Here is a 21,212-nt window from a genome sequence, read left to right as displayed (position 1 = left end):
CATTGCGCATAGCCCTATTCTAGACAAAACCCTTAATAATGCTTATTGGCAACATCAAGGGTTAGAAAATCTATATGAACGATATACAAAACTGCGTCAGACTTAAACTGAACCGCCGTATACCGAACGGTACGTACGGTGGTGTGAGAGGTCGGAGGCTAGGCGCCTCCTCCTACTCGATTTTATGCAACTATCGGGGCAGGATAGTTGAACAATGACTTGAAGGGGATAAGATAAAAAATCCTTTATAGCTGATTAAGTGACTCGTTTATAATAGTATCGGTTTAAAATAAAGATGTACTGTTTATAAGAAAGTCGTACCGTTTTGAAACAGATTTAACCGTTTATATGTGGATTTTTAATAATGTAGGAATTTTATTGTAAGCAAACGGGCTAGTTTGCTTACAATAAAGAGGAAAAGCTATTAAGCAATCGAGAAGAAATCTTTAGGAGACATATGTGATAAAATTAGGAAAAAGGAGGTATGAGATATGAAAATCCATAGAATAGATCATGTGGGTATAATCGTCAATGATCTTCCTGCCGTGAAAGCGTTTTTTCTTGACTTTGGCCTTGAAATGCTGGGGGAAGGAAAAGTGGAAGGCGAGTGGGTGGAGCGGATGGAGCGGATAATAGGGCTTCAAGACGTTAAAGAGGAAGTTGTAATGTCGCGAACGCCAGACGGTGACGCAAATATAGAACTAGTAATGTTGCGAACGCCAGACGGTGACGCAAATATAGAACTAGTAAAATTTCACACGCCATCAGATGAAAATGGCATACAGCGTCCTTTAGCAAATACTCTGGGTATCCAGCATATTGCCTTTGCTGTTGAAGATATTGAAGCCCTTGTTACCAAATTGACAAAGACAGGCGCAGGACTTATTGGTGAGATACAAAACTACGAAAACGCTTATAAATTATGCTTCGTTCGTGGGCCAGAAGGAATTATTTTGGAGCTGGCTGAGGAAATCAAATAAATATTGAGGGGGACTTTGAATTGATTTCGATCTCCAACTTGGTATTCAAACTGGTACTAACGTAAAAAAACAACTTTGTTGCATTGAACATCAATCATATTGTCGGTATCCATTTAAAAGACGTTGTAGAGCTAAGCAAACGGGCGCTTTAATGAAATTTAACTAAAGCCTAATTTCTAGGTGTTAAAAGCGAGAAATTAGACTTTTTTTTATATTTGGATTTCCTTACCGTTGTAAACCCGTATTTTCCTGATGTTACTCTCTTAGCGTATGTTTTCCGCGTTTTGTTGGTAGGACCCCTATATGGAAATATTTGAAAGGGTGTACTAAGATGAGTACGATGATATTAACCTTAATTGGGGGCATTTTCGCTACCATCTGAGGTTCATTAACAAAGTGAAGTTAGAGGAGGTTAAAATGGAGAAGCAGGCTGTTTTATTTCATTCTTTGGAGGGTGAAAAAATCTACTTCAAAGCACTAAGGGTTGAGGATGTTCAAGAGATACATCATTATGCGTCAGATCAAGAAGTTTCACGATTTATTGGCTGGAATTTGATGAATACTTCGGAGGAAACTCGTCAGTTCATTGAAATAATGTTAGAACGTGAGTCGGCAGGTACTCATTTATATTCCTCCATTGTTGAAAAATTAACTCAAACAATTATAGGGACAGCCATGATTTTCAATTTTGACCAAGGAGCAAACAAAGCAGAAATTGGTTATGTGTTGCATAAACATCATTGGGGTAAGGGATATGGCACAGAGATTGTTGCATTGATGAGTGATTTTGCATTTAAATCACTTAATCTTCATAAACTCCATGCTATGGTAGTGGATGCCAATATTGGTTCTGCACGGATACTTGAAAAGAACAGGTATGAGTTAGAAGGACGATTAAAGGAGCACTTTTTTATAGAGGATAAGTATTATGATGCCTTACTTTTTGGCAAAATTACTAACCTGGAAACTTAGCGTTCTTATACAATAAAATTTAGTCCATTCTTATTCAATTAAAGGGCCAGATTGCGAAGGAAGAATTGCTGACTTTACAAAAGGTAAATTAGTTAAGGACAAATAGTGGTGAACCGAAAAGAGGGTGCTTTTGAGTGGAACTATTATTTGGAATTTAATGCATAAGATTGGAACCAATGCCTATTTCAAACGTAAGAAATGTAAAAGACTTAAGGTTGGGAGGCATAAGTATGAGGCAGCTTTATATAAAGCAGAAGGTATTCAGTCTTAGCGGGAAATTTACAGTAAAGGATCAGCAGGAGAAGGATATATATTACGTGGAGGGAAGTTTTATGCAAGTTCCAAAGACTTTCTCCATTATGAATACAGGAAGAAATGAAGTAGCACTCATTACGAAAAAGGTGTTCAGCTTTTTACCAAAGTTTTTGGTTGAGGTGAATGGTCGAGAGGTATTAACAATAAAGAAGGAATTTTCCTTCTTAAAAGCACGATATACAATTGATGCGGCAGGCATTGAAGTACATGGTAATTGGTGGGATATGGATTTTCAAGTTTTACAGCATGGTAAAATCGTAGGTAAAGTGGGCAAGGAGTGGTTCACTTGGGGCGATAGCTACAAGGTTCAAATAATAGATGAAGAGATGGAAACCATTATTATTGCACTCGTTGTTGCAATTGATTGTGTAAAGGCTGATCAAGCAGCTGCTTCCTCAGCAGCGTCGATTTAAAGTAGAAGTGTAAAATTAAAAGGCTGACAGTTTTTAAAAAATCACTGCTTGAATAGGTGCGGTGAACCGTATCATAAATAAATGACAAGGCCATTTGGTACCAAGGTTTTATATTCGTTCTTCAGTAATCGGGCGCATTTCTTGAGTAAAGAAAGTGCCTTTTTTCTTGTATTTCAAGGGTTCACATGGTTCTATAATTGGTTATTGTCTGCGATGGTTTAATAACTTGCGTATAAAAAATTCTCTCCTTGAACATAATAATATCTAGATTAATTGATTTATAACATGGGAGAGTGAATGAAAAATGTTTTTATCAGAAGCCTGGGAAAAGTATCAACTAGATAAAAAAATTGAGAGATATTCGCCTTTTACATTAAAAACATATTGTTTTTCAATATAATCTCTTATTACGATTTTTCGGTGATATTGATATGGATGAACTTTCTACAGAGAAATTAAAAGGGTATCTAATACAGGCGGGCGAACACTTAAAGCCTTCTAGTTTAGGTCACAGGATTCGTTGTATTAAATCACTATTCAAATGGACACATGATGAAGGGTTTATTCCTAAAAACCCTGCGGCTAAGGCATGACTTTTTAAATTCGCGCACTTTCTACATTGTCACGATCTATAGGAAGGGGTCCTACCATGGCGGGACCCCATAATGTATTTTAACGGAAGTACGAAAAACAAAAACCCCTTGCCGCACAAGGGGTTTTTGCATAGGGAAATAAAATCGATAGGCACCAGAATTTATTTTGTTTGATTATGTATTCTTGATTTATGGCCTCTTGTCTATACATTGTTTTCATACCAACATATTTTATAGTAAGAGTGTTAAAAGGAGGGGATTTGAATGTTTTTTTGTGATAGAAGACGCCGTTGTGATCGATTTGATCATTGTGACAGATTCGATCGATTTGATCGATGTGACAGATTCGATCGATTTGATCGTTGTGACAGATTCAATCGATTCGATCGTTGTGACAGATTCGATCGTAGAAGAAGGTGTTTTTGGTGATTTAACCCTCTAACTCAAATTACAAGCTCTGGTTGAGCTAATGACTGATCTAAAATCCTTCAAAAAAACTACCTGATATAATTATCTCGGTAGCTCTGGATGAACACCTATTTCACAGCTTAATCCTGTTCTTGGATAGTTATCTAATACCTCTTGCAAATGACGTTTCACGTCATCTATATTTATTTCACTTAGCAGGCACTTCTGTGTCTGTTACATATTTTTTAGAATACCTTTTTCAACGAACTGGCCAGTTCGTTGAAGAACCTAATCAATTAGTTTACATAAGAGATCTTAGAAGAAGTAACCAATTAAAATTCATTCGTAAAGGTACACTTTTACGAACTTTTTTTGATTGTTACTTCTTTAAAATAGAGTCTATTAAACAATGCTTTTGATTTTTCTTCTTCAACTAAAGGGGCAGTTTAGTAGTAGAAACTTTTATAAAAGTTATTCGTAAAGATATGAAGAGGAATTAACATTACATAGAGGTGATTTAGTTATGTTATGGGATAAACCCAAATGTACTATTTGTGATAAAGAGATTAAGGGAGATGACGTTATTTTTGTAAAAATGCGTTATCCAAAGCGAAAAGGTTTTACTGAAATAAAAGCATATATAAGAAACGAAGGTAAATTCATTTGTGAAGACTGTTTTAATAATAAATCCTACTAAATACTAATCAACTAACAGGTGCTTTACTTCAATAAGGAAGGTTGCTCTGGAACTCTTTTCATCAGGAACTATCGAGGCAAGTTAGTGAGAAGGAAGTACAAAGAGTATAAGGAATAACAAAAAACAAAAGGGGGGCCAGTGTATGAATAATGAATTTGAAAAGGTAATAAATTTACTGAAAAAAAATGATAAAGGAACTTATCCGACATTTGCTTTCTCTGTATTAAATAATTATACTCCTGGACAGGTTTATATGGATGAATTAAAGAAAACAGTTTTAGTTGGTACTGATTCAGGTATTTTTGTTGTTGGTGGAGACGAAATGAACAATGGTCTTAACAGCATATTTTTAGAGATTTATAGAAGTAGAAAAAATGATAAAAAGCGATTCACTTTGTTTTCTCCATCAAAAGAATGGGATCAAGTTATAAATAAGTTGTTTGGAAAAGAGTTAAGACAGATGCAAAGATATTCTTTTCATTTTAATAAGGATACATATTCAACAATAAAAAAGGAAAAAGTCCCTAAAGATTTTATAGTAAAGAGAATAGATGAAAAAATAATTACTGAAAGTCTGGAATTTAATGAATCTTATTATAATGAATATTGGGGTTCAGTATCAAATTTTCTAGAGAATGGTTTTGGTTATTGTTTGTTACATAATGATAACGTTGTAAGTGAGTGTACATCTATATTTAGTTCATCACAATTTGCTGAAATTGATATTGCAACTCAAAATAAGTATAGAGGAATGGGCTTAGCTCAAAATGTTGCAGAAATATTCATTGAACATTGTATTGAAAGAAATTTGAAACCCAATTGGGACTGTGATGTTAACAATTTTGCATCGATAAAGCTGGCTGAAAGATTAGGATTCGAAAATCCAATGGAATATTCGGTATTCGTTAGAAGGTAAAAAGTGCTTATTTGGCTAACGGGTGCTTTACCTCAATAACAGGGGTTGCTGCGGCAGCCTATTTCTTTATGCAACTATAGGGGCAGGTTAGTTGAACAAGCGTAGTGTATACGAACTGTGCATATTTAGATTTATTAACTTATCGATTTCCTCTCTTTCAAAAGTTGAATAAAAAGGACTTTCTATTCAACTTTTCTAGAAATATAATTAAACGGAAAGGAGGCGATAAGAATGAAACATAATTCTATGCACGAATGGCATAAAGAGCATAATAAACGGGTAGCAGAATTTCACAAAAAACACGCTGCTCAAGTAGCTAATGGAGAAAACGGAAACGGTTGGTTAGCCAAGCTCGAAACGTCTTTTTTTAATAAAGTACTTGTTCCTCTTAAAGTTGTGAAATAACATCTTTTTTTCTGCTCCTGCTCTTTGAGGAGCAGTTATTTTTTGATTTTATATAAATACTTTGTGACACAGTATGTGTCAACTCTGCAATAAGTCTTATAGAACTAACAGGTGCTTTACTTCAATAAGGAAGGTTGCTGAGGCAGCCTTTTTCTTATGGCACTAACGGGGCAGGTTAGTGGAAGAAGGAACTATTCTGAACTATCTAGAAATAAAGACTGTAAAGAAAAAAGATAAAAGAGGTGTTTTTTATAGAAAAGATACCTGTTAAAACGATTAAGAAGATAGAAGAGGATATTGAAAAAAATGATTTAGGGAAAGCAAGGGATAGACTACACGGGTTAATTTTAACCTATCCTAATGAGTTAGAACTCCGCAGAAAGTTGGGGGATATCTATTTTGCATTAAAATATCCTTCAATGGCTGGTCGTTACTGGTATTTAGAAAAGAATAAGACATCAGAAATGGTAAAAGCCTGTATTCTGTTCGAAAAGTCTTTGGGAAACGATGCTTTCAGAATATCACGAGCTCTAAAATTTAAAGGTGATAGAGAAATTTTAATAAGACTGGAATTGGATCAGGTAATTTCACCTATACAAAATAAAGTGAAAGAAAATTTGATGGAACAACCTGACGATGTATTGAAAGATAAGTTAGTTATTTTTGGGTGTTTCTCAATAATAATATTAACAATTCTCTTTGCATTATTGGGAGTTTACTCTCTTTTAAACTGGATTTTTTGATCCGTTATCTTGCTTTATAAGAGGGGTTATTCTAGTACTTGTTCTATAACAAACGGGTGCGTTAGCTGAAAATCGGGGCTGTCTTTAAGGCAGTCTTTTCTTTATGCAATTATCGGGGCAGATTAGTTCACCAAAGATGAAATTACGATTTAATTAAACCGTAATCTCTCTTTGGTGGTGGTTTCTTTTTTGTTAGCTATCGTTATCGTTTGGAAAGCTATGTTTACTGTTGTTTATTTTCTCCATTTTACCTCTGTATAACGTATCTTTTAATTCTTCAAGTTTAAACGGTATGAGAGGTGACAGGTATGGGACGCCAGCAGAACGTAGATTGACCATATAGATAATTAATAGTGTTGTGACTATTATCATTGCTGGAGCCCCAAAGAAATTTCCCACAAGTAAAAATAGAATACGAAGTGTTGATATCGCAGGAGCTAATTGTTTGGTATAAAGGACGAAACCTAAAAGAAAAGTTATCGCTATCACAATTAGACTTGCAGGATGGATAATCTTAGCTGTGACTGCTGTTTCTCCGACTGCAATTGTAGCTAACAAGGAGATAAGCATGATGGCACTTGAGGAACTCTAAAAGTAACGTCTATTAAGATAGTTGTTAATACGATAAATATTATCATCGTCCAAAATGCAGGAAGCAGTTCATCGTTTGTTAGAAGGGTTTTTGTAACCTTATCTGGATAGCCATCTGCATAAAAATTTACAAGTACCACATATATGCTCGGTAAATAAATGGATAGGGAAAAACACATATACCTTAATAACCGATTCATTAGTCTGCCATAATTTGAATTATATTCATCAGGTGCCGAGAACATCGAAGCAAATAGACCTGGTAATATAATGCCGTATGGACTTCCATCTACCAGGACCACAACTTTTCCATCATATAAAGAAGATATAACAACATCGGGGCGTTCTGACTCCTCACTCATTGCGAAAATCTTAGTTGACCTACCTTCAAATGCTTCTTTAATCGTCATAGATTCTAGTACATAGTTAACGGATATTTTATCAATATGATTTCTAACCTCTGTTAATACATTCTTGTCAACAACTTCCTTTACATAGAGAATGGAAATGTTTGTCTTAGATAATATTCCGATTTCTATTGACTCCACGCAAAAATTAGGTGTCTTCATCATTCCACACAGTAAGCTCACATTAGTATTAAGATTTTCGGTAAGTCCAACTAAAGGCCCTTTTGGTGAACGCTCACTGATAGCTTGTTCAATATTCCTTTCTTTAAACTGTGTTGTACCAGCTATAATTCCTAATTCAATGCCTTCAAATATTATAACGGTTCCACCGTTTACTATGGCATCAGTTAATTCCTTATACTCTTTCGCAACGAATACTTCTGCTGTTTTAATAATATTCTCTGAAACATCCTCTAAAAGAGAGTATTTTTTTATGGTCTCCATCGTTGAATCTAATAGGGGTGTAATTACGTTTTCCTGCAAGCTATCTTTATTTACCACCCCATCAAGATAAATAAGGTGTACCATTATAGAACGATTAGACCCGATTTTTAATTTCCTGACTCTAAAATCAGCTGTGTCGTTGAAACTTTCCTTTAGCTGTTTTGTTTTTTCATGGAGATTCTTAAGTGTGTTTTTGATTATACTAACCACCTTAGTATGTTCGTTTTTTTCTAAAAAATAACTTATATGTATGCAATTCCCATTCGTCTTCAATAAGAGAGTTGCTTTGGCAGCTCTTTTTCTTATGGCACTAAAGTCAGGTTAGTTCAACAGTGCTGTTTGATCTTTGTTCAACAATTGGGCCATCCTAATGATTTTTGGGGAAAAATAAATATATCCCTATTTAAAATTCAGAATATTTCGTATAATGTATTTAAGTTTGGTACGGACATCATGATGTCTATGAAGCTTTTTTCAACAGCATTTAGTAGGGGGTGGCTCTTTCTAGTTGTTTAAATGAAATATTTCTTAGAACATCATCGGTGTATATGGCATAAATCAAGGGGTGTTATGGAAAGGATCTTAAATCAGAAAAGGGGTTTTTTCTTGAAAAGAAATTTTTTAAGTAAAAGAAATTTGTTTATCTTCTCCCTAGTTTTTGTGCTTGCATTAGTAGGATTTTCTTCAGGTACACTTCCGGACCATCTTGACCCTCTTGCACCTGACACTGTTTACTTCAACGGAAAAGTTATCACCATGGACAAAGATGCTACTATTGCCGAAGCTGTAGCAGTCAAGGACGGAAAAATCATTGCTGTTGGTTCAAGTAAGAAAATTAGCAAGTTAAAGGGACGGCACACGAAAGTCGTTGATCTAAAGAATAAAGTGTTATTGCCGGGATTCTATGATGCCCACAGTCATTTTCCGAGCTCCGGAATGGACGGGACTGTTCAAGTTAATTTAAATAGTCCACCGGTAGGTCCTATTAAAAATATTGATGATCTGATCATTGCCTTGAAAGATCGAGCTATGGAAACCCACGAAGGTGAATGGATACTCGGGCGAGGGTACGATCAGACACTTTTAGCAGAAGGACGTCACCCGACACGTGAAGATCTGGATAAGGTATCAACGGAGCATCCAATCTATATCGGACATACTTCCGGACATTTAGCAGTAGCTAATAGTGTTGCGCTTAAATTGGCAGGAATTACAAAAGATACTCCTGATCCACCTGGTGGGGTAATCGTAAGAGACCCTAAGACAGGAGAACCGACAGGGGTATTAGAGGAATCTGCTATAGGTCTTGTAAGCAAGCGTATTCCTGTTGTTACAGAAGAGGAAAATCTTGCAGCGTTTAAAAAGGCTGTCCAGGATTATATCTCAAAAGGTGTAACGACCTCGATTATAGCTGGAGCAAATAAACAGGGGCTTATTGATTTACAAAGATATCAAAAGCAAGGTTTGCTGCCGTTAAGGGTAACAGCCATGGGTGGAGGGTTTGGTGGCGTTATAACCCCTGGTGAATTAGGCGGTTTTGTAACAGGTTTCGGTAGTGATATGTTGAAGCTTGGCGCTGTGAAGCTGTCTCATGATGGATCCATTCAAGGGTACACCGGCTATTTAAGTAAACCGTACCACGTGCCGCCGGGAGATGATCCAAATTATCGGGGATATCCGGCGACAAGTCGTGAGGAATTAACGAAGCGAGTAGTGGAATTGCATAAGGGTGGATACCAAATTGCGATTCATGGTAACGGAGACGCAGCGATTGATGATATTCTTTACGCCTTCCGTACTGCCCAGGAGAAGTATCCGCGTAAGGATGCGCGTCATCGTATTGAGCATGCTCAAATGGCTAGAATAGATCAATTGGATGAAATGAAGAAACTGGGTGTTACACCATCATATTTTGTTTCCCATACCTTCTTTTGGGGCGATCAGCACAGGGATATATTCATGGGGCCTGAACGAGCAGCTATGATGAGCCCTCTAAAATCGTCCATTGATCGTGGTATTAAATTTAGCATTCATCTTGATTCTCACATTACCCCAATGGATCCGATGCAGGCAGTATGGTCTGCTGTTAACCGGATTTCAAGAAGCGGCAAGGTGATTGGTCCGAAGCAAAGAATCACACCATTAGAGGCACTTCGCGCAGTAACAAGTGATGCAGCATGGCAAAACTTCGAGGAAAATGAAAAAGGCTCAATCGAAAAAGGGAAATTTGCAGACTTTGTTGTTCTGAAAGAAAATCCGTTAACAATTGACCCTATAAAAATTAAAGAAATCAAAGTACTTAAGACAATTGTGAACGATAAGGTTATCTACGAAAATTAAATTAAGGATAGGATGAACGGGGACGGCGGTTCTTGTGCTTCATTCACTTGCTGGTGAAGCACAAGAACCGTCTCTTTACTTCCTTCGTGCCCAGCAAGCAGTTAATTGCTAGTTAGCGAAAGTCCAACCCAAGTAAGTGCCAAGACGTTCGGTAGCTGACAGGCAACTGGTGGAGAATTCCTAAGGTTGAAACCCTGTGACAAAGTAACTTGCTTTAAGAGGGAGAATACCAGCTAATACAAAGTTATGTGCTTATTCAAGAAAAGGGCGAGACTCTTTAATAAGAATCGCTTATCTTAAAGAACTAACCGGTGCGTTAGTTCTTTAAAGAGCAGCGACGATTAGTTATATACTTATCTGAATTTCCGATTAAATATACGCTTTGTTGAATTACACCTGAAAAAGCTACTCCTAAAGATTGATATCTCTGGAGTAGCTCCTACTTTATAACTTTCTATATTTTCCTGGTACTCTGGAATCGAATATAGGAACATCTTTTCTTATTTGGAGTACTTTCTCTAAATCTAAAGTTGCCTTTAATTCACCAACTTCTTGATCTAATTTTTGAATAATGTCTCCCCATGGATCTATAATTTGTGAGCAACCTGCGAATTCCACTCCTAATTTTGTACCCGTTACATTTGATGCAACAACATACATTTGGTTCTCAATTGCGCGTGCACGAAGTAACGTATTCCAATGTGTTTTCCTTGCCAGTGGCCACTCCGCAACGATATGTAACACTTGAATACCTTGTAATGCTAAGTCACGAATAATTTCAGGGAATCGTAAATCGTAACAAATAATAATTCCCATTTTCACACCTTCAAGTTCGAACACTTCCACTTGATTATGACCGCCCGTTAAAAACTTGGGCTCATCTAACATCGGAACAAGGTGCATCTTGTCATATTTATGAACAATCTCACCCATTCGATTTACAATAACCGCACGATTAAAGATATCTTTACCTTCTAATATGGCAATTGAGCCACCCACCAAGTTAACATTAAACTTCTTAGCTAGTAATTGTAAAAATTCAATGGATTGATTGCCATCCGCTTTACAAATTTCCTCCAATTCCTCCAACGCATAGCCCGTAGACCACATTTCAGGAAGTACTACTACATCCACATCATCACTATAGTTACCTTCTAACCAGCGTTCAATGATTTTCCTATTCTCTTCAGGATTACCAACTACTAAATCCATTTGAAATACTAAATAATTCACATTTGTCACTCCTCTTAATTATATTTAGTTTAGTAATGAAGTATCAGGTTTCACAAACAACCATAAAATAGCTGCAATAAACACAGGGATTACAGTTACTCCTAATGTGATATTCCACCCAAAGTTTTCTGCTAACCACCCACATAATAACGGTGATACAAACGCGCCTAGATTTCCCCACAAGTTCATCCAACCTGAAACCGAACCTGAAAAGTTTCTTCCAAGGTCTGTAGCAGAAGCCCATGAACACACTACTGTGAATCCTAGTGAACCCAAGCATAATGATAACCATAAAACATTCATATAAGGTGATGTTGTCATAACAGCAAGGTACATTGATATAATAAATACTATTAAACCTGATATAGCTAAAGAGGATCTTGATATTTGCTTTGAAAAACCTTTACGTACTAAGTAGTCAGAAAGGATACCACCAGTCATTACAGTTATCAGTATTGCTAACCAAGGTAAGCTTGCAGCAAATCCCATTTTACTTAATGAGAACCCTCTATCTTCCAGTAAATAGGTAGGTAACCAAACTAAAAAGAAAGTAATAATATATAAAACAACAAAATATTGTACTCCTAACGCCCAAAATCTATAGCTTTTCAGAAAAGTATTCCATGGGGCTCTAACTTTAGCGGTATCAATAATTTCCCTGTCTTCAAGTATATATTTTTTTTCTTGTTCATTCACTAATTTATGTATTTCTGGATAGTCTCGGGCTATAACATACCATACACCCGCAATGATTATTCCTATTAATCCAAAAATATAAAATACAGCTTGCCAACCAAAATATTGATAGATATAAACCGTAACGATAGGGGCAATAACTGGTCCAAAATATGAACCGGCCAATAAAGCACTAGATGCTCTGGCCTTTTCATCTCTTCTAAACCAGTTTGTATTAAATACGGCGTTAGCTGGAAACATCGGTCCTTCACCTATCCCAAATAAGAATCTCACCATAAACAATAGACCGTGAGATTTAACTATACCCGTCAAACCCGTAAATACTGACCACCATACTAAAGCAAAAGTGATCATTTTTCTTGGACCAAACTTTTCTGCCAAAAGTCCTGCTGGAATTTGAACTAACGCATAACCTAATGAGAATAATGAAGCAAGCATGCCAAACTGAACTTTATCTAAGCCTAAATCATCCATCATTGGCTTTGCTATTATTGAAATATTTGATCTGTCCATGTAAGCGATTACACCTATTATAAAGAAAAAGAATGCTAGTCCCCATCTAACTTTTGTAGGTTTCTTTTTCAAAACAATCCCCCCTTAATAAACAATGGAATAATGATGTTTAATTTTTCTGTTTAACTTGGGGTGTTCAATTTCATATTCAAATTTATCACCAAAAATAAAACCATTTTTTGTAGGAACAGTACCTGAGAAAATAACAGTATGTTTTAAATCCTTTTCCCCCAACTTATCCAGCTTTTCTAATAAAACATCAACCTCCAAGAGTGCTTCTAAAGTGTCTTCTTGATATAAACATTTTTCTCCATTTGAAGTAACATAAGATCGTAAAATAATAGTATCCCAGTCTTCTTTTAAATCTGTTAATCTCCAAAAATCAGTTGCAAGAGGTTTATCACATATTGATTTAGACTTTAAAATATCTTCTTTTTCTAATTCTCGATCAGTATGATCGCTGCCAAGGGTAACCAACCATTCTTTTCCGTCATGGAATAACACATACTCTGTTTCCCCTGAAGAAAATTTGCTTCCATTACATTCGTTGGAAAAATTTAATTGTTCTACTTTTTGTGGATATATCATTGGTACATTAGGTGGAGGTGCAATTCCTAATTCTTTTAATTCATCTATGTGTTCTTGAATTTTTTCTTTATTTCGTCCCCCATATCCAACAACGATTACTTTATTAATATCAATTTCATGTTTTTTAACCTCTCCATTAGAAAGATGTAAATTAATTACTTTTCTCATTTGAATTCCTCCTCAATTGATTAATAATTTCATTTTTGGTATTTTCCACATGGTTATTTGATGCTACCAGAAGTTGATTAATATCTTGTGATTTTAAACCTTGCACAATTGCTTTATGTTCAGATATTGTTTCCTCGATACGCGACTTCTCAGTTATTGCTTTTAACCCAAACCATCTAATTTGATCCCCAATTTCCTCAAACCATTTTTCTAATCGCTGATTTTTGGTTAATAATACAATTTCAGAATGGAACTCTTTATCTAATTCAATAAATCTTTGGTGATCTGTTTTATTTTTTTCTTGCTCCTCAATGTAACCTTCTAATACTTTTATTTGTTCTAGAGTAATATTTCCACACATTTTTTCTAATGAGAATCGGTCAATAATCATTCGAATTTCCATGACTTCCATTACATTTTCCTCTGTTATTTCATTAATAAATGTACCAACCCGTGGTTTTGAAATTATCCATTTTTCTCTTTCTAACAACGATAGAGATTCTCTGACAGGAGTCCTACTTACACCTAATTTTTCACTTAGATCTCTCTCATAGATTGCTTGACCAGGTAGTAGTTCATAATTCAAGATTGATTTCTTTATTGCTTCAAAAGCTATATCTCTTAACGGCATAACTGTATCTATTTTTTTCATTTTTCCTCCTATTGGTATGTGGTATACCAACTGTATCACAAGCTGAAAATTCAGTCAATTTAAAATAAACAGATTTCTAAAGCGCCTTGTGTTGAATCGTCAAAACGTACCAACGCTTGAAGGGACAAAAGAGAAAACATACGAAGGCGTATCTAAAGGTGCATACGTTATATCGAAAGTTGATGATGGACTTTCTGTCTGAAAGATGTAAAATATAGGTTTAATTGAAGTTCAACTTATATACATAATGGAGTTTAATAAAGGTTAAAGTGAAAATTCAATCAGGAGGAATTTTTCAATGGCTTTGTCCGAAATGAATAGTAAATTGTTTAGAATGATTAATAATCTAGGTAAACAATACCCCGATTTAAATCCTTTCTTTGTATTTATCGCCGAATACATGATTTTTTTCTTAGTATTGGCAGTCCTGATGTTTTTGTTTTCTCGAAGAAATAAAAATAGAATCATGGTAATCTGTGCATCTATTACATTAGTTATCTCAGAAATATTCGCGAAAATAGTAGGGCAAGTCCACTCGAATTATCAACCATTTGCTGAGTTGCCAAACGTTAATAAGTTAGTTGAAAAAGCAGTCAATAATTCCTTTCCAAGCGACCATACGATCATATTTTTTTCAATTTGTATAACCTTCTGGTTGTTCAAAAGGGGTTGGGGATTTTTATGGGTAATTTTGGCAGTCCTTGTAGGGATTTCGCGAATTTGGGTAGGTGTCCATTATCCAGCAGATGTTCTTGTTGGAGCCATCATCAGTATCGTTTCAGCCATGATCGTTTACAAAATTGTTCCTAGTTTAAGACTGACCAAGAAATTTTTGGGGAATCGAGAGAAGGGAGAACAATCCATTTTATCTGCCCTTTCCAAACATAAGAAAGGTAAGTCAAAGGAATTTTAAAAAAGAGTTACTTAATATACTGCCAAATTAGCAGACCAAATCGATCATTACTTCACTTGCACTTGTTGTTTTAAGTCTTGTTTCAAGAACCGAACGGAAAGAAGCAAATGGAGCAGGACATAAAATGATGTATTTATCAAAAGAAAAACATTCTGATGTTCTTTAAATGAAAGAATTATTAAACATTATGTTTTAATTAACCATTCTTCAACTAAAAGGTCGATAGTTTAACAAAAGGGTTGCTGCGGCAACCTTTTTTGTATGGAACTAAAGGGGCAGGGTAGTTTAACAAACAGGATTTATTTTACGGCTTATAGAAAGTCATATTAAGGAGGGATATTCAGATGTCAAACCATGAAAACGAAGAAATGCTAACAGGAGGGAATGTCTCTAGGGTTTATCGTTCGGGAGATACTGTACGACGAGAATTAAAGCCAGATAGTCCTAAAATTCATAAGCTATTAAAGCATTTGGAGAACAAAGGTTTCAGTTATGCCCCAAAGTTTTTAGGTATTGATGAAAAAGGAAGAGAGATATTATCATTTATTGAAGGAAAAGCTGGTAATCATCCTTTAAAAGAATACATGTGGTCTGATGATGTCTTAATAAAAGTAGCGAAAATGCTCCGTCTGTATCATGATTCAGTGAGTGATTTTTCATTTGATGATAGCTGGCAATCGATAGATAACACCCCCCAGCAATTTGAGGTAGTATGCCATAATGATTTTGCGATATACAACATTATTTTTAAACATGAAAGCCCAATAGGTATTATTGATTTCGATGTTGCTGGACCTGGTCCAAAACTTTGGGACATGGCTTATACTCTTTATACTATTGTCCCCTTAAGTAGATTTTATTTTTCTGAAACAGGTGAGAAAGTTTATTATGATTCATCACAGCACGCTAACCGTATTAAACAAAGAGTTAGATTGTTTTTTGAATCTTACGGTGAGGGGATAGAAGAAGATTATTTGGAAATGGTATTGCTACGATTGGAAGGTTTATGTAAAACAATTACAAGAAAAGCCAGTGAAGGTGACGTTGCTTTTCAAATGATGATAGATGAAGGGCATCTTGAACATTATCAAAACGATATTAAATTCATTCGTGAAAATGGAAAAGGGTGGATTTAAGTGTGGGTTTTTGTTGAACGTCTTGAACATCATGGATCCGATTATACAAGTGAACCATCTCGTGCATTAGGGTATCCATTGTTTCGTAGAAATCCAAGTCAAGAAATTCTGGCGTTAAGTTAATTTCAAACATCTTATGTAAAAACGGCAGCATTGTAGGTATACCTTATAAAATAACCGAACTGGAACTTATTATTCACTTTGTTTTTTACCCGAATTACATGACAGATTCTTGTTACTATCGGTTTTAATTCGGGGTATATTTCTTCTTTCTGATCTCATACTAAAGATAAGAAGGAGGGGTATTCATGGCAAAACGAACAAAGAAAAATGATGCAGACCAAAAGAACAAACAAGGATTTGATTCAAGCAAAACTGATTCAGAATTCTCTAAAGAATTCGGCAGTGCAAACGCTAATCAAGCACATAAAAATAAAGCAAAAAAAGAAAAAGCATCTAAAAATCAAGGTGAGTGGAAAGGCATGCATTAATTAATACTTGCCAGACTCGACTCATGATAAGTGATGCCTGCACCGAGTACAAAGGGTGGAGGCTTATCATGCTTCAAACTGTTTACTGAACTTTATGTAAAGGAGCTTATTTAGATGACTCAATCTAAGCAACAACAAGAACGCCAATGGAAAGATCGTAAACAATCGCAGAATCCACATGGTAAGGTCAGATCATTTGAACAATTAGCTGAAGATATGGGCAAAAATGATTCTGAAACTAAGTAAAACTGTTTAAGAATGAGAGGCTATTCCAAAGGGTCAGAGCCCCACAAATTGTGAGGTACTCCCTTGGGGTACCCTCTCTTTGTCGTTACCTAAAAGGTCATAATTATCGGGAGTGATAATTATTGATACAGAAATGACGATTAATGATGATGAATATTCGGATGAATTTTTTAAATGGCGGTTGTTTTGCCAGTGAGTTTGACTTGCTAAATGTAAAGAAATATCAGTTTACTACTCTACGTTTATGAGGTATCCAGTCATTGGGGAATTGAGACTTCAGAATATATGAACCCCAAAAGATAAGGTGAGTTAGCTTAAGATCGGGACTGTCTTTAAGGCAGTTTTTTTTATGGAACTATCGGGCAGAATCCATATAAAAATTCAGATTATGCTTGGATTAAATTAAAAGAGCCCAACCAATTAAGGTCTTTTTAAGCCTTATACTGGTTCCCTCAAATCCCGTGTTTAGAACATTAAATGAACAGGGAGGAGTTTAATTTGAAGAATTTCCAAATATTCAAAGGTATTCATCTGATTATGTCCTGAAATAATAAGAAAAAATGCAGGAGAGATCAAATGAAAAAAAATAAATGTTATCAAGTATTTATCGCTATTTTTATTATTGTCTTAATGGTCGATCACTCGGTCTATGCAATTGAATGGGAAGATGAAGAAGCACCCATAAGCTTTAAAATTGAGATGTTACCTTGGGAGATTGCAAACAACATTATTCCTAATAAAACAAATTTCACCATTATTGATATTGAAACTGGTTTATCATTTAAGGTACAACGAAGAGCAGGTAGTCATCATGCGGATGTACAGCCACTAACCAAAGAAGATACTCAGATCATGAAGAAAATTTATAATAATAAATGGAGTTGGAATAGAAGAGCCATTATTGTATTACTCAATAATCAAATGATTGCTGCATCTATGCACGGAATGCCACATGGGGCTGGTGCTCTTCAAAATGGTTTTTCAGGTCATTTCTGTGTTCATTTCTCTGGAAGCATTACGCATCGTTTGAAAAACGAAGATCTTTCTCATAAATTAATGGTATTGAAAGCGGCTGGTAAGCTTGATGATTATATACAAACGGTAAGTCCCTATGAACTTATACGTATCTTTACCATTGCCATTAATCAAGAAAACCAGAAATTATTAGCGATGACCTTATCAAATCCGAGTCATCCGAATCGTGTTAATAAACTTGTTAAAGATATTTCATATTTTGGAGTAGTTGACCCTTTAAGACAACCGCCTGAACAGCTAAATGGGGTATTTCTAGTGGATGTACCCGTTCAAGTAGCAATTTATAAGAAGAGAGAAGGCAAAGAAATAAAGGTTATGCATTTTATGATCCGAAGGGAAAGTTTGACTGATGGTTGGTTCATTGATCAAGATGCGCTCTATGAAGCCTTAAAATAGGATTTATGAAGAAAGGTATACATGAAATGATAAATCCAACTTAGGGTGGGGGGCATTCAATTGAGATTAACATGGATTGTCGGAATTTTACTATTCGTTCAACAAGTGAATATCTCTGAAAGCTTATCTGTAACTCAACATGGACAAACCATTGCCAGTGTCAACCGTGCTGATGTTACTATACCCTTACTAAATGTTCCTATGATGGACTTGGATAAATACAATCAGTTTATCGAAAAACTTGACCGACAAGTGTACCAAAAACCTGTAAATGCAACTATCGATAAACATGGTAATATTCTACATGGGCGGGTAGGTTATAAGCTTTACCATCAGGCGTTTGATGAGCATTTTTATTCCTTTTTGTATAGTAATAAAGCAAACAAAGTAGAAGTACCTTTGCTTGCTATTTATCCAAAAGTTGACATCGAATTGCTTGCTCAGATTCGTGTGAAAAAAATAGGTGAATATAGAACCTATTTTAATGAGGGCAATAAAAATCGTTCAAATAATATATCGCTTGCTACAAAAGCGATTAATAATTATGTCGTTTTTCCAGGAGAGACGTTTTCTTTTAACCAGGCCGTTGGCAGGAGAACAGGAGACAAAGGATATATGCTCGCTCGGGTTATTGTTGAAGGAGAATTTTCTGAAGGGATTGGTGGAGGGATCTGTCAGGTGTCATCCACCCTGTTTAACGCTATCGACAATGCAGGGTTGCAAACTATTCAACGCTATTCCCATACTAGGAGCGTTCCTTATGTTCCATCTGGCCGAGATGCTACAGTAAGCTGGAATGGTCCTGATTTTAGCTTTAAAAACAAGTACAATCAACCTATCCTTATCCGAGCTAGAACACAAGGAGGAGTTGTGAGTATCATGGTTTATTCTTCAGATATGATTAATTATGAGAACCGAAAAGTTCCTAACGCTTCAAATCAGATTTCAAAAGAAATTTTGGTACAAGCACGTTCTGTCCGTGGGAGCTAGACACCAATATTCTAAAAGATGTTTTGATAAAATCCAATTAATTTTATCGTTCGGTAATATTTCAAAGTATTTTACGAACGTTTTAAAAGGTAGAAGGAAAAGAAATGATGTTCATAAATTCGGATACATAAGAGTTAGTAGCAAAGATCAAAATGAAGGACAACAACTCAAGCCATATGGGAAAAGGTTTCAATGAACGAGATATCTTTTTAATATACAAAACTGGGGGGGATTTCAATGTTGTGTTTTGGGATTCCAAGAACCTGTCCAATTCTAATTTTTTTATTTATATATAGTTGATTCATCATTAAGTAAAACAACTAAACCAAGCCTATTTAAACCTTGGTTTAGTTGTTTTTTTATATGGATGGGTGAGGCTTAATTAGCTTTACTTATTTTAATTTACCTGCACGGATGAATAGGGTTAGTACGGATAGATAAGGTGAAGCCTTAAAAGAGGTTTTTCTGCTATATACTTTTGATATAATTAGATTAGAATGGAAATTGAGTTTATAAAGCAACTTAGGGGTTAAAAGAGGAGGGGCATTCTTGAAAATTCGTCTAGGGCTGTTAGGTGTAGCAGACTCCTTTGAAATTATCCAGTCCGTTATCATTAAATATCCGGAAATCATTTGTATACCCATTGAGTGTCTATCAGAAGAGGACTTAAATAAGAAGGTATCTCCTATTTTAGAAGAAGTCGATATGTGGCTTTGTTCAGGTCCGATCACTTATAAAATAGTACAGGACTGGAAACGGATTGAAGCCCCTGTATTTTACGTGAAATATACAGGTTCTACTCTGTACAAAACGGTTTTGCAAGTATTATATGAACAAAAAATCGAGGTTGATGAAATCAGTTTTGATTCAAGCGATGTCTCTACGTGGGAACAAGCCTTACAGGAGGCAGGGATAAAACGTAAGCCAAGATTTGTAGAATCGGAAATGATTTCTTTAGAAGGATTAGTGCAATATCATTTTGACCTTTGGAAAAGTGGTCAAACCAAAGCTGCAATCACTGGCCACCCTATCCACCATGAACTTCTACGCCTTGGAGTTCCTGCTTATCGAACTCTTCCATCATCAATGGCCGTTGAGGCAGTGGTTACCAATATACTTCGCACTTATGAAATGTTACATTTTAAGGCTACCCAGATTGCGGTACAGATCATTGAAATTGATTCTTTTGTTGGACTGATTAAGGATACATTTTCTACTGATGAGATTTTTAGAATCGAGATTAAGTATATGGAAAAGTTGCTCTCCTATACAAAAAAAGTACATGGTTCGATTAAACCTTCAGGATTTGGACGCTATGTTATTTTTACCACCAGAGGACTCTTACAGGATATAACGGGGAATTTCAGTCAGATACCAGATATCGATGATTTTGATCAGGCCAGTAAAGAAGCAGTTACTTGTGGAATTGGGATAGGACAGACTGTATATGATGCTGAAATTAATGCAGGAAACGCCTTATTACACGCGAAAGAATGTGGAAAAGGCTCATGGATGGTTTGTTTTGATGATAAAAAGATAGCAGGTCCGTTAGGAAAGCCGGAGCAACTTACGTATTCCTATATATCAGAACAATTAGAATCGATAAGTCAACAAACATCACTTAGTGTTATAACATTAAATAAACTGAAATCTTCTCTAAAGAAATTATCAAGTGATGAACTTAATGCAAATGAGCTTGCAAACTATATGCAGATTACTCCAAGGAGTGCCCGTAGAATTTTAACAGTACTTGAGGAGAAAGGGTATGCGCAGGTTGTTGCCGAGGAGAAGCCGCACACACGAGGACGACCACGAAAGATATATAAGATTTCACATTTTTAACTCAGTTAACAGATTACAAAAAGCGAGAAAAAAATAAACATAGCAATCTCCAGTTTGTATTTTTTGTCCAGATGATAGTCTGCGTGGCA

General features: G+C 35.6%; 23 protein-coding genes. 17 read left to right on the top strand and 6 right to left on the bottom strand.

Annotated features, from left to right (window positions below):
- Positions 1-491 precede the first annotated feature (491 nt).
- The 8 genes from LQ203_RS23515 to LQ203_RS23480 all read left to right on the top strand — a co-directional run bounded on the left by LQ203_RS23515 (position 492) and on the right by LQ203_RS23480 (position 6,442).
- Positions 492-980: a VOC family protein gene (locus LQ203_RS23515; RefSeq protein WP_230161848.1), complete on the top strand. Its 489-nt coding sequence runs from the start codon at positions 492-494 to the stop codon at positions 978-980.
- Between the two features lie 417 nt (positions 981-1,397).
- Positions 1,398-1,952 carry a GNAT family protein gene (locus LQ203_RS23510; protein WP_230161846.1) on the top strand — a complete coding sequence of 185 codons (555 nt, stop codon included), beginning with the start codon at positions 1,398-1,400 and terminating at the stop codon, positions 1,950-1,952.
- 230 nt (positions 1,953-2,182) lie between these two features.
- Positions 2,183-2,680: an LURP-one-related family protein gene (locus LQ203_RS23505; RefSeq protein ID WP_230161844.1), complete on the top strand. Its 498-nt coding sequence runs from the start codon at positions 2,183-2,185 to the stop codon at positions 2,678-2,680.
- An 885-nt stretch (positions 2,681-3,565) separates the two neighbouring features.
- The gene (locus tag LQ203_RS23500; protein WP_230161842.1) at positions 3,566-3,715 is read left to right on the top strand and encodes a hypothetical protein; all 150 of its coding nucleotides are present in this window, start codon (positions 3,566-3,568) and stop codon (positions 3,713-3,715) included.
- 489 nt (positions 3,716-4,204) lie between these two features.
- Positions 4,205-4,378: a Fe3+ hydroxamate ABC transporter substrate-binding protein gene (locus tag LQ203_RS23495; RefSeq protein WP_230161840.1), complete on the top strand. Its 174-nt coding sequence runs from the start codon at positions 4,205-4,207 to the stop codon at positions 4,376-4,378.
- 142 nt (positions 4,379-4,520) lie between these two features.
- On the top strand, positions 4,521-5,294 hold the full coding sequence (locus LQ203_RS23490) for a GNAT family N-acetyltransferase (RefSeq protein WP_230161838.1): 774 nt from the start codon (positions 4,521-4,523) through the stop codon (positions 5,292-5,294).
- Positions 5,295-5,525: 231 nt separating this feature from the next.
- Positions 5,526-5,699, top strand: a complete 174-nt coding sequence (locus tag LQ203_RS23485) for a hypothetical protein (RefSeq protein ID WP_230161836.1) — start codon at positions 5,526-5,528, stop codon at positions 5,697-5,699.
- Positions 5,700-5,950: 251 nt separating this feature from the next.
- Positions 5,951-6,442, top strand: coding sequence for a DUF6584 family protein (locus tag LQ203_RS23480; RefSeq protein ID WP_230161858.1), 492 nt, complete (start codon positions 5,951-5,953; stop codon positions 6,440-6,442).
- Between the two features lie 192 nt (positions 6,443-6,634).
- On the opposite strand, the gene LQ203_RS27375 is transcribed toward LQ203_RS23480, so the two are convergent.
- Both LQ203_RS27375 and LQ203_RS23475 read right to left on the bottom strand, forming a co-directional pair.
- A complete protein-coding gene (locus LQ203_RS27375) occupies positions 6,635-7,012 on the bottom strand; it encodes a spore germination protein (RefSeq protein ID WP_253074198.1) in 378 nt (125 codons plus the stop codon).
- Positions 6,994-8,157 (bottom strand): spore germination protein, encoded by a 1,164-nt coding sequence (locus tag LQ203_RS23475; RefSeq protein WP_253074197.1) that lies wholly within the window; start codon positions 8,155-8,157, stop codon positions 6,994-6,996. The genes LQ203_RS27375 and LQ203_RS23475 overlap by 19 nt, the downstream gene beginning before the upstream one ends.
- A 333-nt stretch (positions 8,158-8,490) precedes the next feature.
- On the opposite strand from LQ203_RS23475, the gene LQ203_RS23470 reads away from it, so the two are divergent.
- The gene (locus LQ203_RS23470) at positions 8,491-10,224 is read left to right on the top strand and encodes an amidohydrolase (protein ID WP_230161834.1); all 1,734 of its coding nucleotides are present in this window, start codon (positions 8,491-8,493) and stop codon (positions 10,222-10,224) included.
- Between the two features lie 444 nt (positions 10,225-10,668).
- Here the strand turns inward: LQ203_RS23470 and LQ203_RS23465 are convergent, their stop codons facing one another.
- Genes LQ203_RS23465 through LQ203_RS23450 form a run of 4 tightly spaced genes read right to left on the bottom strand, consistent with a single transcriptional unit; the run spans position 10,669 to position 14,074 of the window.
- Positions 10,669-11,457 (bottom strand): carbon-nitrogen family hydrolase, encoded by a 789-nt coding sequence (locus LQ203_RS23465; RefSeq protein WP_230161832.1) that lies wholly within the window; start codon positions 11,455-11,457, stop codon positions 10,669-10,671.
- Between the two features lie 24 nt (positions 11,458-11,481).
- The gene (locus LQ203_RS23460; RefSeq protein WP_230161830.1) at positions 11,482-12,738 is read right to left on the bottom strand and encodes an MFS transporter; all 1,257 of its coding nucleotides are present in this window, start codon (positions 12,736-12,738) and stop codon (positions 11,482-11,484) included.
- Between the two features lie 12 nt (positions 12,739-12,750).
- On the bottom strand, positions 12,751-13,422 hold the full coding sequence (locus tag LQ203_RS23455) for a DUF2848 family protein (protein WP_230161828.1): 672 nt from the start codon (positions 13,420-13,422) through the stop codon (positions 12,751-12,753).
- Complete coding sequence (locus LQ203_RS23450) at positions 13,406-14,074, bottom strand: GntR family transcriptional regulator (RefSeq protein ID WP_230161826.1); 669 nt, start codon at positions 14,072-14,074, stop codon at positions 13,406-13,408. Before LQ203_RS23450 ends, LQ203_RS23455 begins: the two co-directional genes overlap by 17 nt.
- A 298-nt stretch (positions 14,075-14,372) precedes the next feature.
- Between LQ203_RS23450 and LQ203_RS23445 the strand changes: the two genes are divergently transcribed.
- The 8 genes from LQ203_RS23445 (at position 14,373) to LQ203_RS23410 (ending at position 21,123) form a co-directional block, all read left to right on the top strand.
- Complete coding sequence (locus tag LQ203_RS23445; RefSeq protein WP_230161824.1) at positions 14,373-14,987, top strand: undecaprenyl-diphosphatase; 615 nt, start codon at positions 14,373-14,375, stop codon at positions 14,985-14,987.
- A gap of 344 nt (positions 14,988-15,331) precedes the next feature.
- Positions 15,332-16,123, top strand: coding sequence for an aminoglycoside phosphotransferase family protein (locus LQ203_RS23440; protein WP_230161822.1), 792 nt, complete (start codon positions 15,332-15,334; stop codon positions 16,121-16,123).
- Complete coding sequence (locus LQ203_RS27585) at positions 16,124-16,246, top strand: hypothetical protein (RefSeq protein WP_290370637.1); 123 nt, start codon at positions 16,124-16,126, stop codon at positions 16,244-16,246.
- A 185-nt stretch (positions 16,247-16,431) separates the two neighbouring features.
- A complete protein-coding gene (locus LQ203_RS23435; protein ID WP_034310968.1) occupies positions 16,432-16,614 on the top strand; it encodes a hypothetical protein in 183 nt (60 codons plus the stop codon).
- A gap of 114 nt (positions 16,615-16,728) precedes the next feature.
- On the top strand, positions 16,729-16,860 hold the full coding sequence (locus LQ203_RS23430; RefSeq protein WP_230161820.1) for a DUF6254 family protein: 132 nt from the start codon (positions 16,729-16,731) through the stop codon (positions 16,858-16,860).
- 576 nt (positions 16,861-17,436) lie between these two features.
- Positions 17,437-18,291, top strand: coding sequence for a hypothetical protein (locus LQ203_RS23425; RefSeq protein ID WP_230161819.1), 855 nt, complete (start codon positions 17,437-17,439; stop codon positions 18,289-18,291).
- A gap of 60 nt (positions 18,292-18,351) precedes the next feature.
- Positions 18,352-19,281 (top strand): VanW family protein, encoded by a 930-nt coding sequence (locus LQ203_RS23420; protein WP_230161817.1) that lies wholly within the window; start codon positions 18,352-18,354, stop codon positions 19,279-19,281.
- Positions 19,282-19,830: 549 nt separating this feature from the next.
- The gene (locus LQ203_RS23410) at positions 19,831-21,123 is read left to right on the top strand and encodes an ArsR family transcriptional regulator (protein WP_230161814.1); all 1,293 of its coding nucleotides are present in this window, start codon (positions 19,831-19,833) and stop codon (positions 21,121-21,123) included.
- Positions 21,124-21,212 lie beyond the last annotated feature (89 nt).

The organism is Peribacillus sp. Bi96 (genome assembly GCF_918698115.1).
In the GTDB taxonomy this organism is placed as follows: Bacteria; Bacillota; Bacilli; order Bacillales; family DSM-1321; genus Peribacillus.
Note: the sequence above shows the minus strand (reverse complement) of the source record. Positions and strands in the feature narration are given on the sequence as shown.

What these genes read in the sequence shown, in the direction of transcription:
- LQ203_RS23515 (WP_230161848.1), top strand. Translation starts at nt 492, where the DNA reads ATGAAAATCCATAGAATAGATCATGTGGGTATAATCGTCAATGATCTT.
- LQ203_RS23510 (WP_230161846.1), top strand. Translation starts at nt 1,398, where the DNA reads ATGGAGAAGCAGGCTGTTTTATTTCATTCTTTGGAGGGTGAAAAAATC.
- LQ203_RS23505 (WP_230161844.1), top strand. Translation starts at nt 2,183, where the DNA reads ATGAGGCAGCTTTATATAAAGCAGAAGGTATTCAGTCTTAGCGGGAAA.
- LQ203_RS23495 (WP_230161840.1), top strand. Translation starts at nt 4,205, where the DNA reads ATGTTATGGGATAAACCCAAATGTACTATTTGTGATAAAGAGATTAAG.
- LQ203_RS23490 (WP_230161838.1), top strand. Translation starts at nt 4,521, where the DNA reads ATGAATAATGAATTTGAAAAGGTAATAAATTTACTGAAAAAAAATGAT.
- LQ203_RS23485 (WP_230161836.1), top strand. Translation starts at nt 5,526, where the DNA reads ATGAAACATAATTCTATGCACGAATGGCATAAAGAGCATAATAAACGG.
- LQ203_RS27375 (WP_253074198.1), bottom strand. Translation starts at nt 7,012, where the DNA reads ATGCTTATCTCCTTGTTAGCTACAATTGCAGTCGGAGAAACAGCAGTC.
- LQ203_RS23455 (WP_230161828.1), bottom strand. Translation starts at nt 13,422, where the DNA reads ATGAGAAAAGTAATTAATTTACATCTTTCTAATGGAGAGGTTAAAAAA.
- LQ203_RS23450 (WP_230161826.1), bottom strand. Translation starts at nt 14,074, where the DNA reads ATGAAAAAAATAGATACAGTTATGCCGTTAAGAGATATAGCTTTTGAA.
- LQ203_RS23445 (WP_230161824.1), top strand. Translation starts at nt 14,373, where the DNA reads ATGGCTTTGTCCGAAATGAATAGTAAATTGTTTAGAATGATTAATAAT.
- LQ203_RS23440 (WP_230161822.1), top strand. Translation starts at nt 15,332, where the DNA reads ATGTCAAACCATGAAAACGAAGAAATGCTAACAGGAGGGAATGTCTCT.
- LQ203_RS23435 (WP_034310968.1), top strand. Translation starts at nt 16,432, where the DNA reads ATGGCAAAACGAACAAAGAAAAATGATGCAGACCAAAAGAACAAACAA.
- LQ203_RS23430 (WP_230161820.1), top strand. Translation starts at nt 16,729, where the DNA reads ATGACTCAATCTAAGCAACAACAAGAACGCCAATGGAAAGATCGTAAA.
- LQ203_RS23425 (WP_230161819.1), top strand. Translation starts at nt 17,437, where the DNA reads ATGAAAAAAAATAAATGTTATCAAGTATTTATCGCTATTTTTATTATT.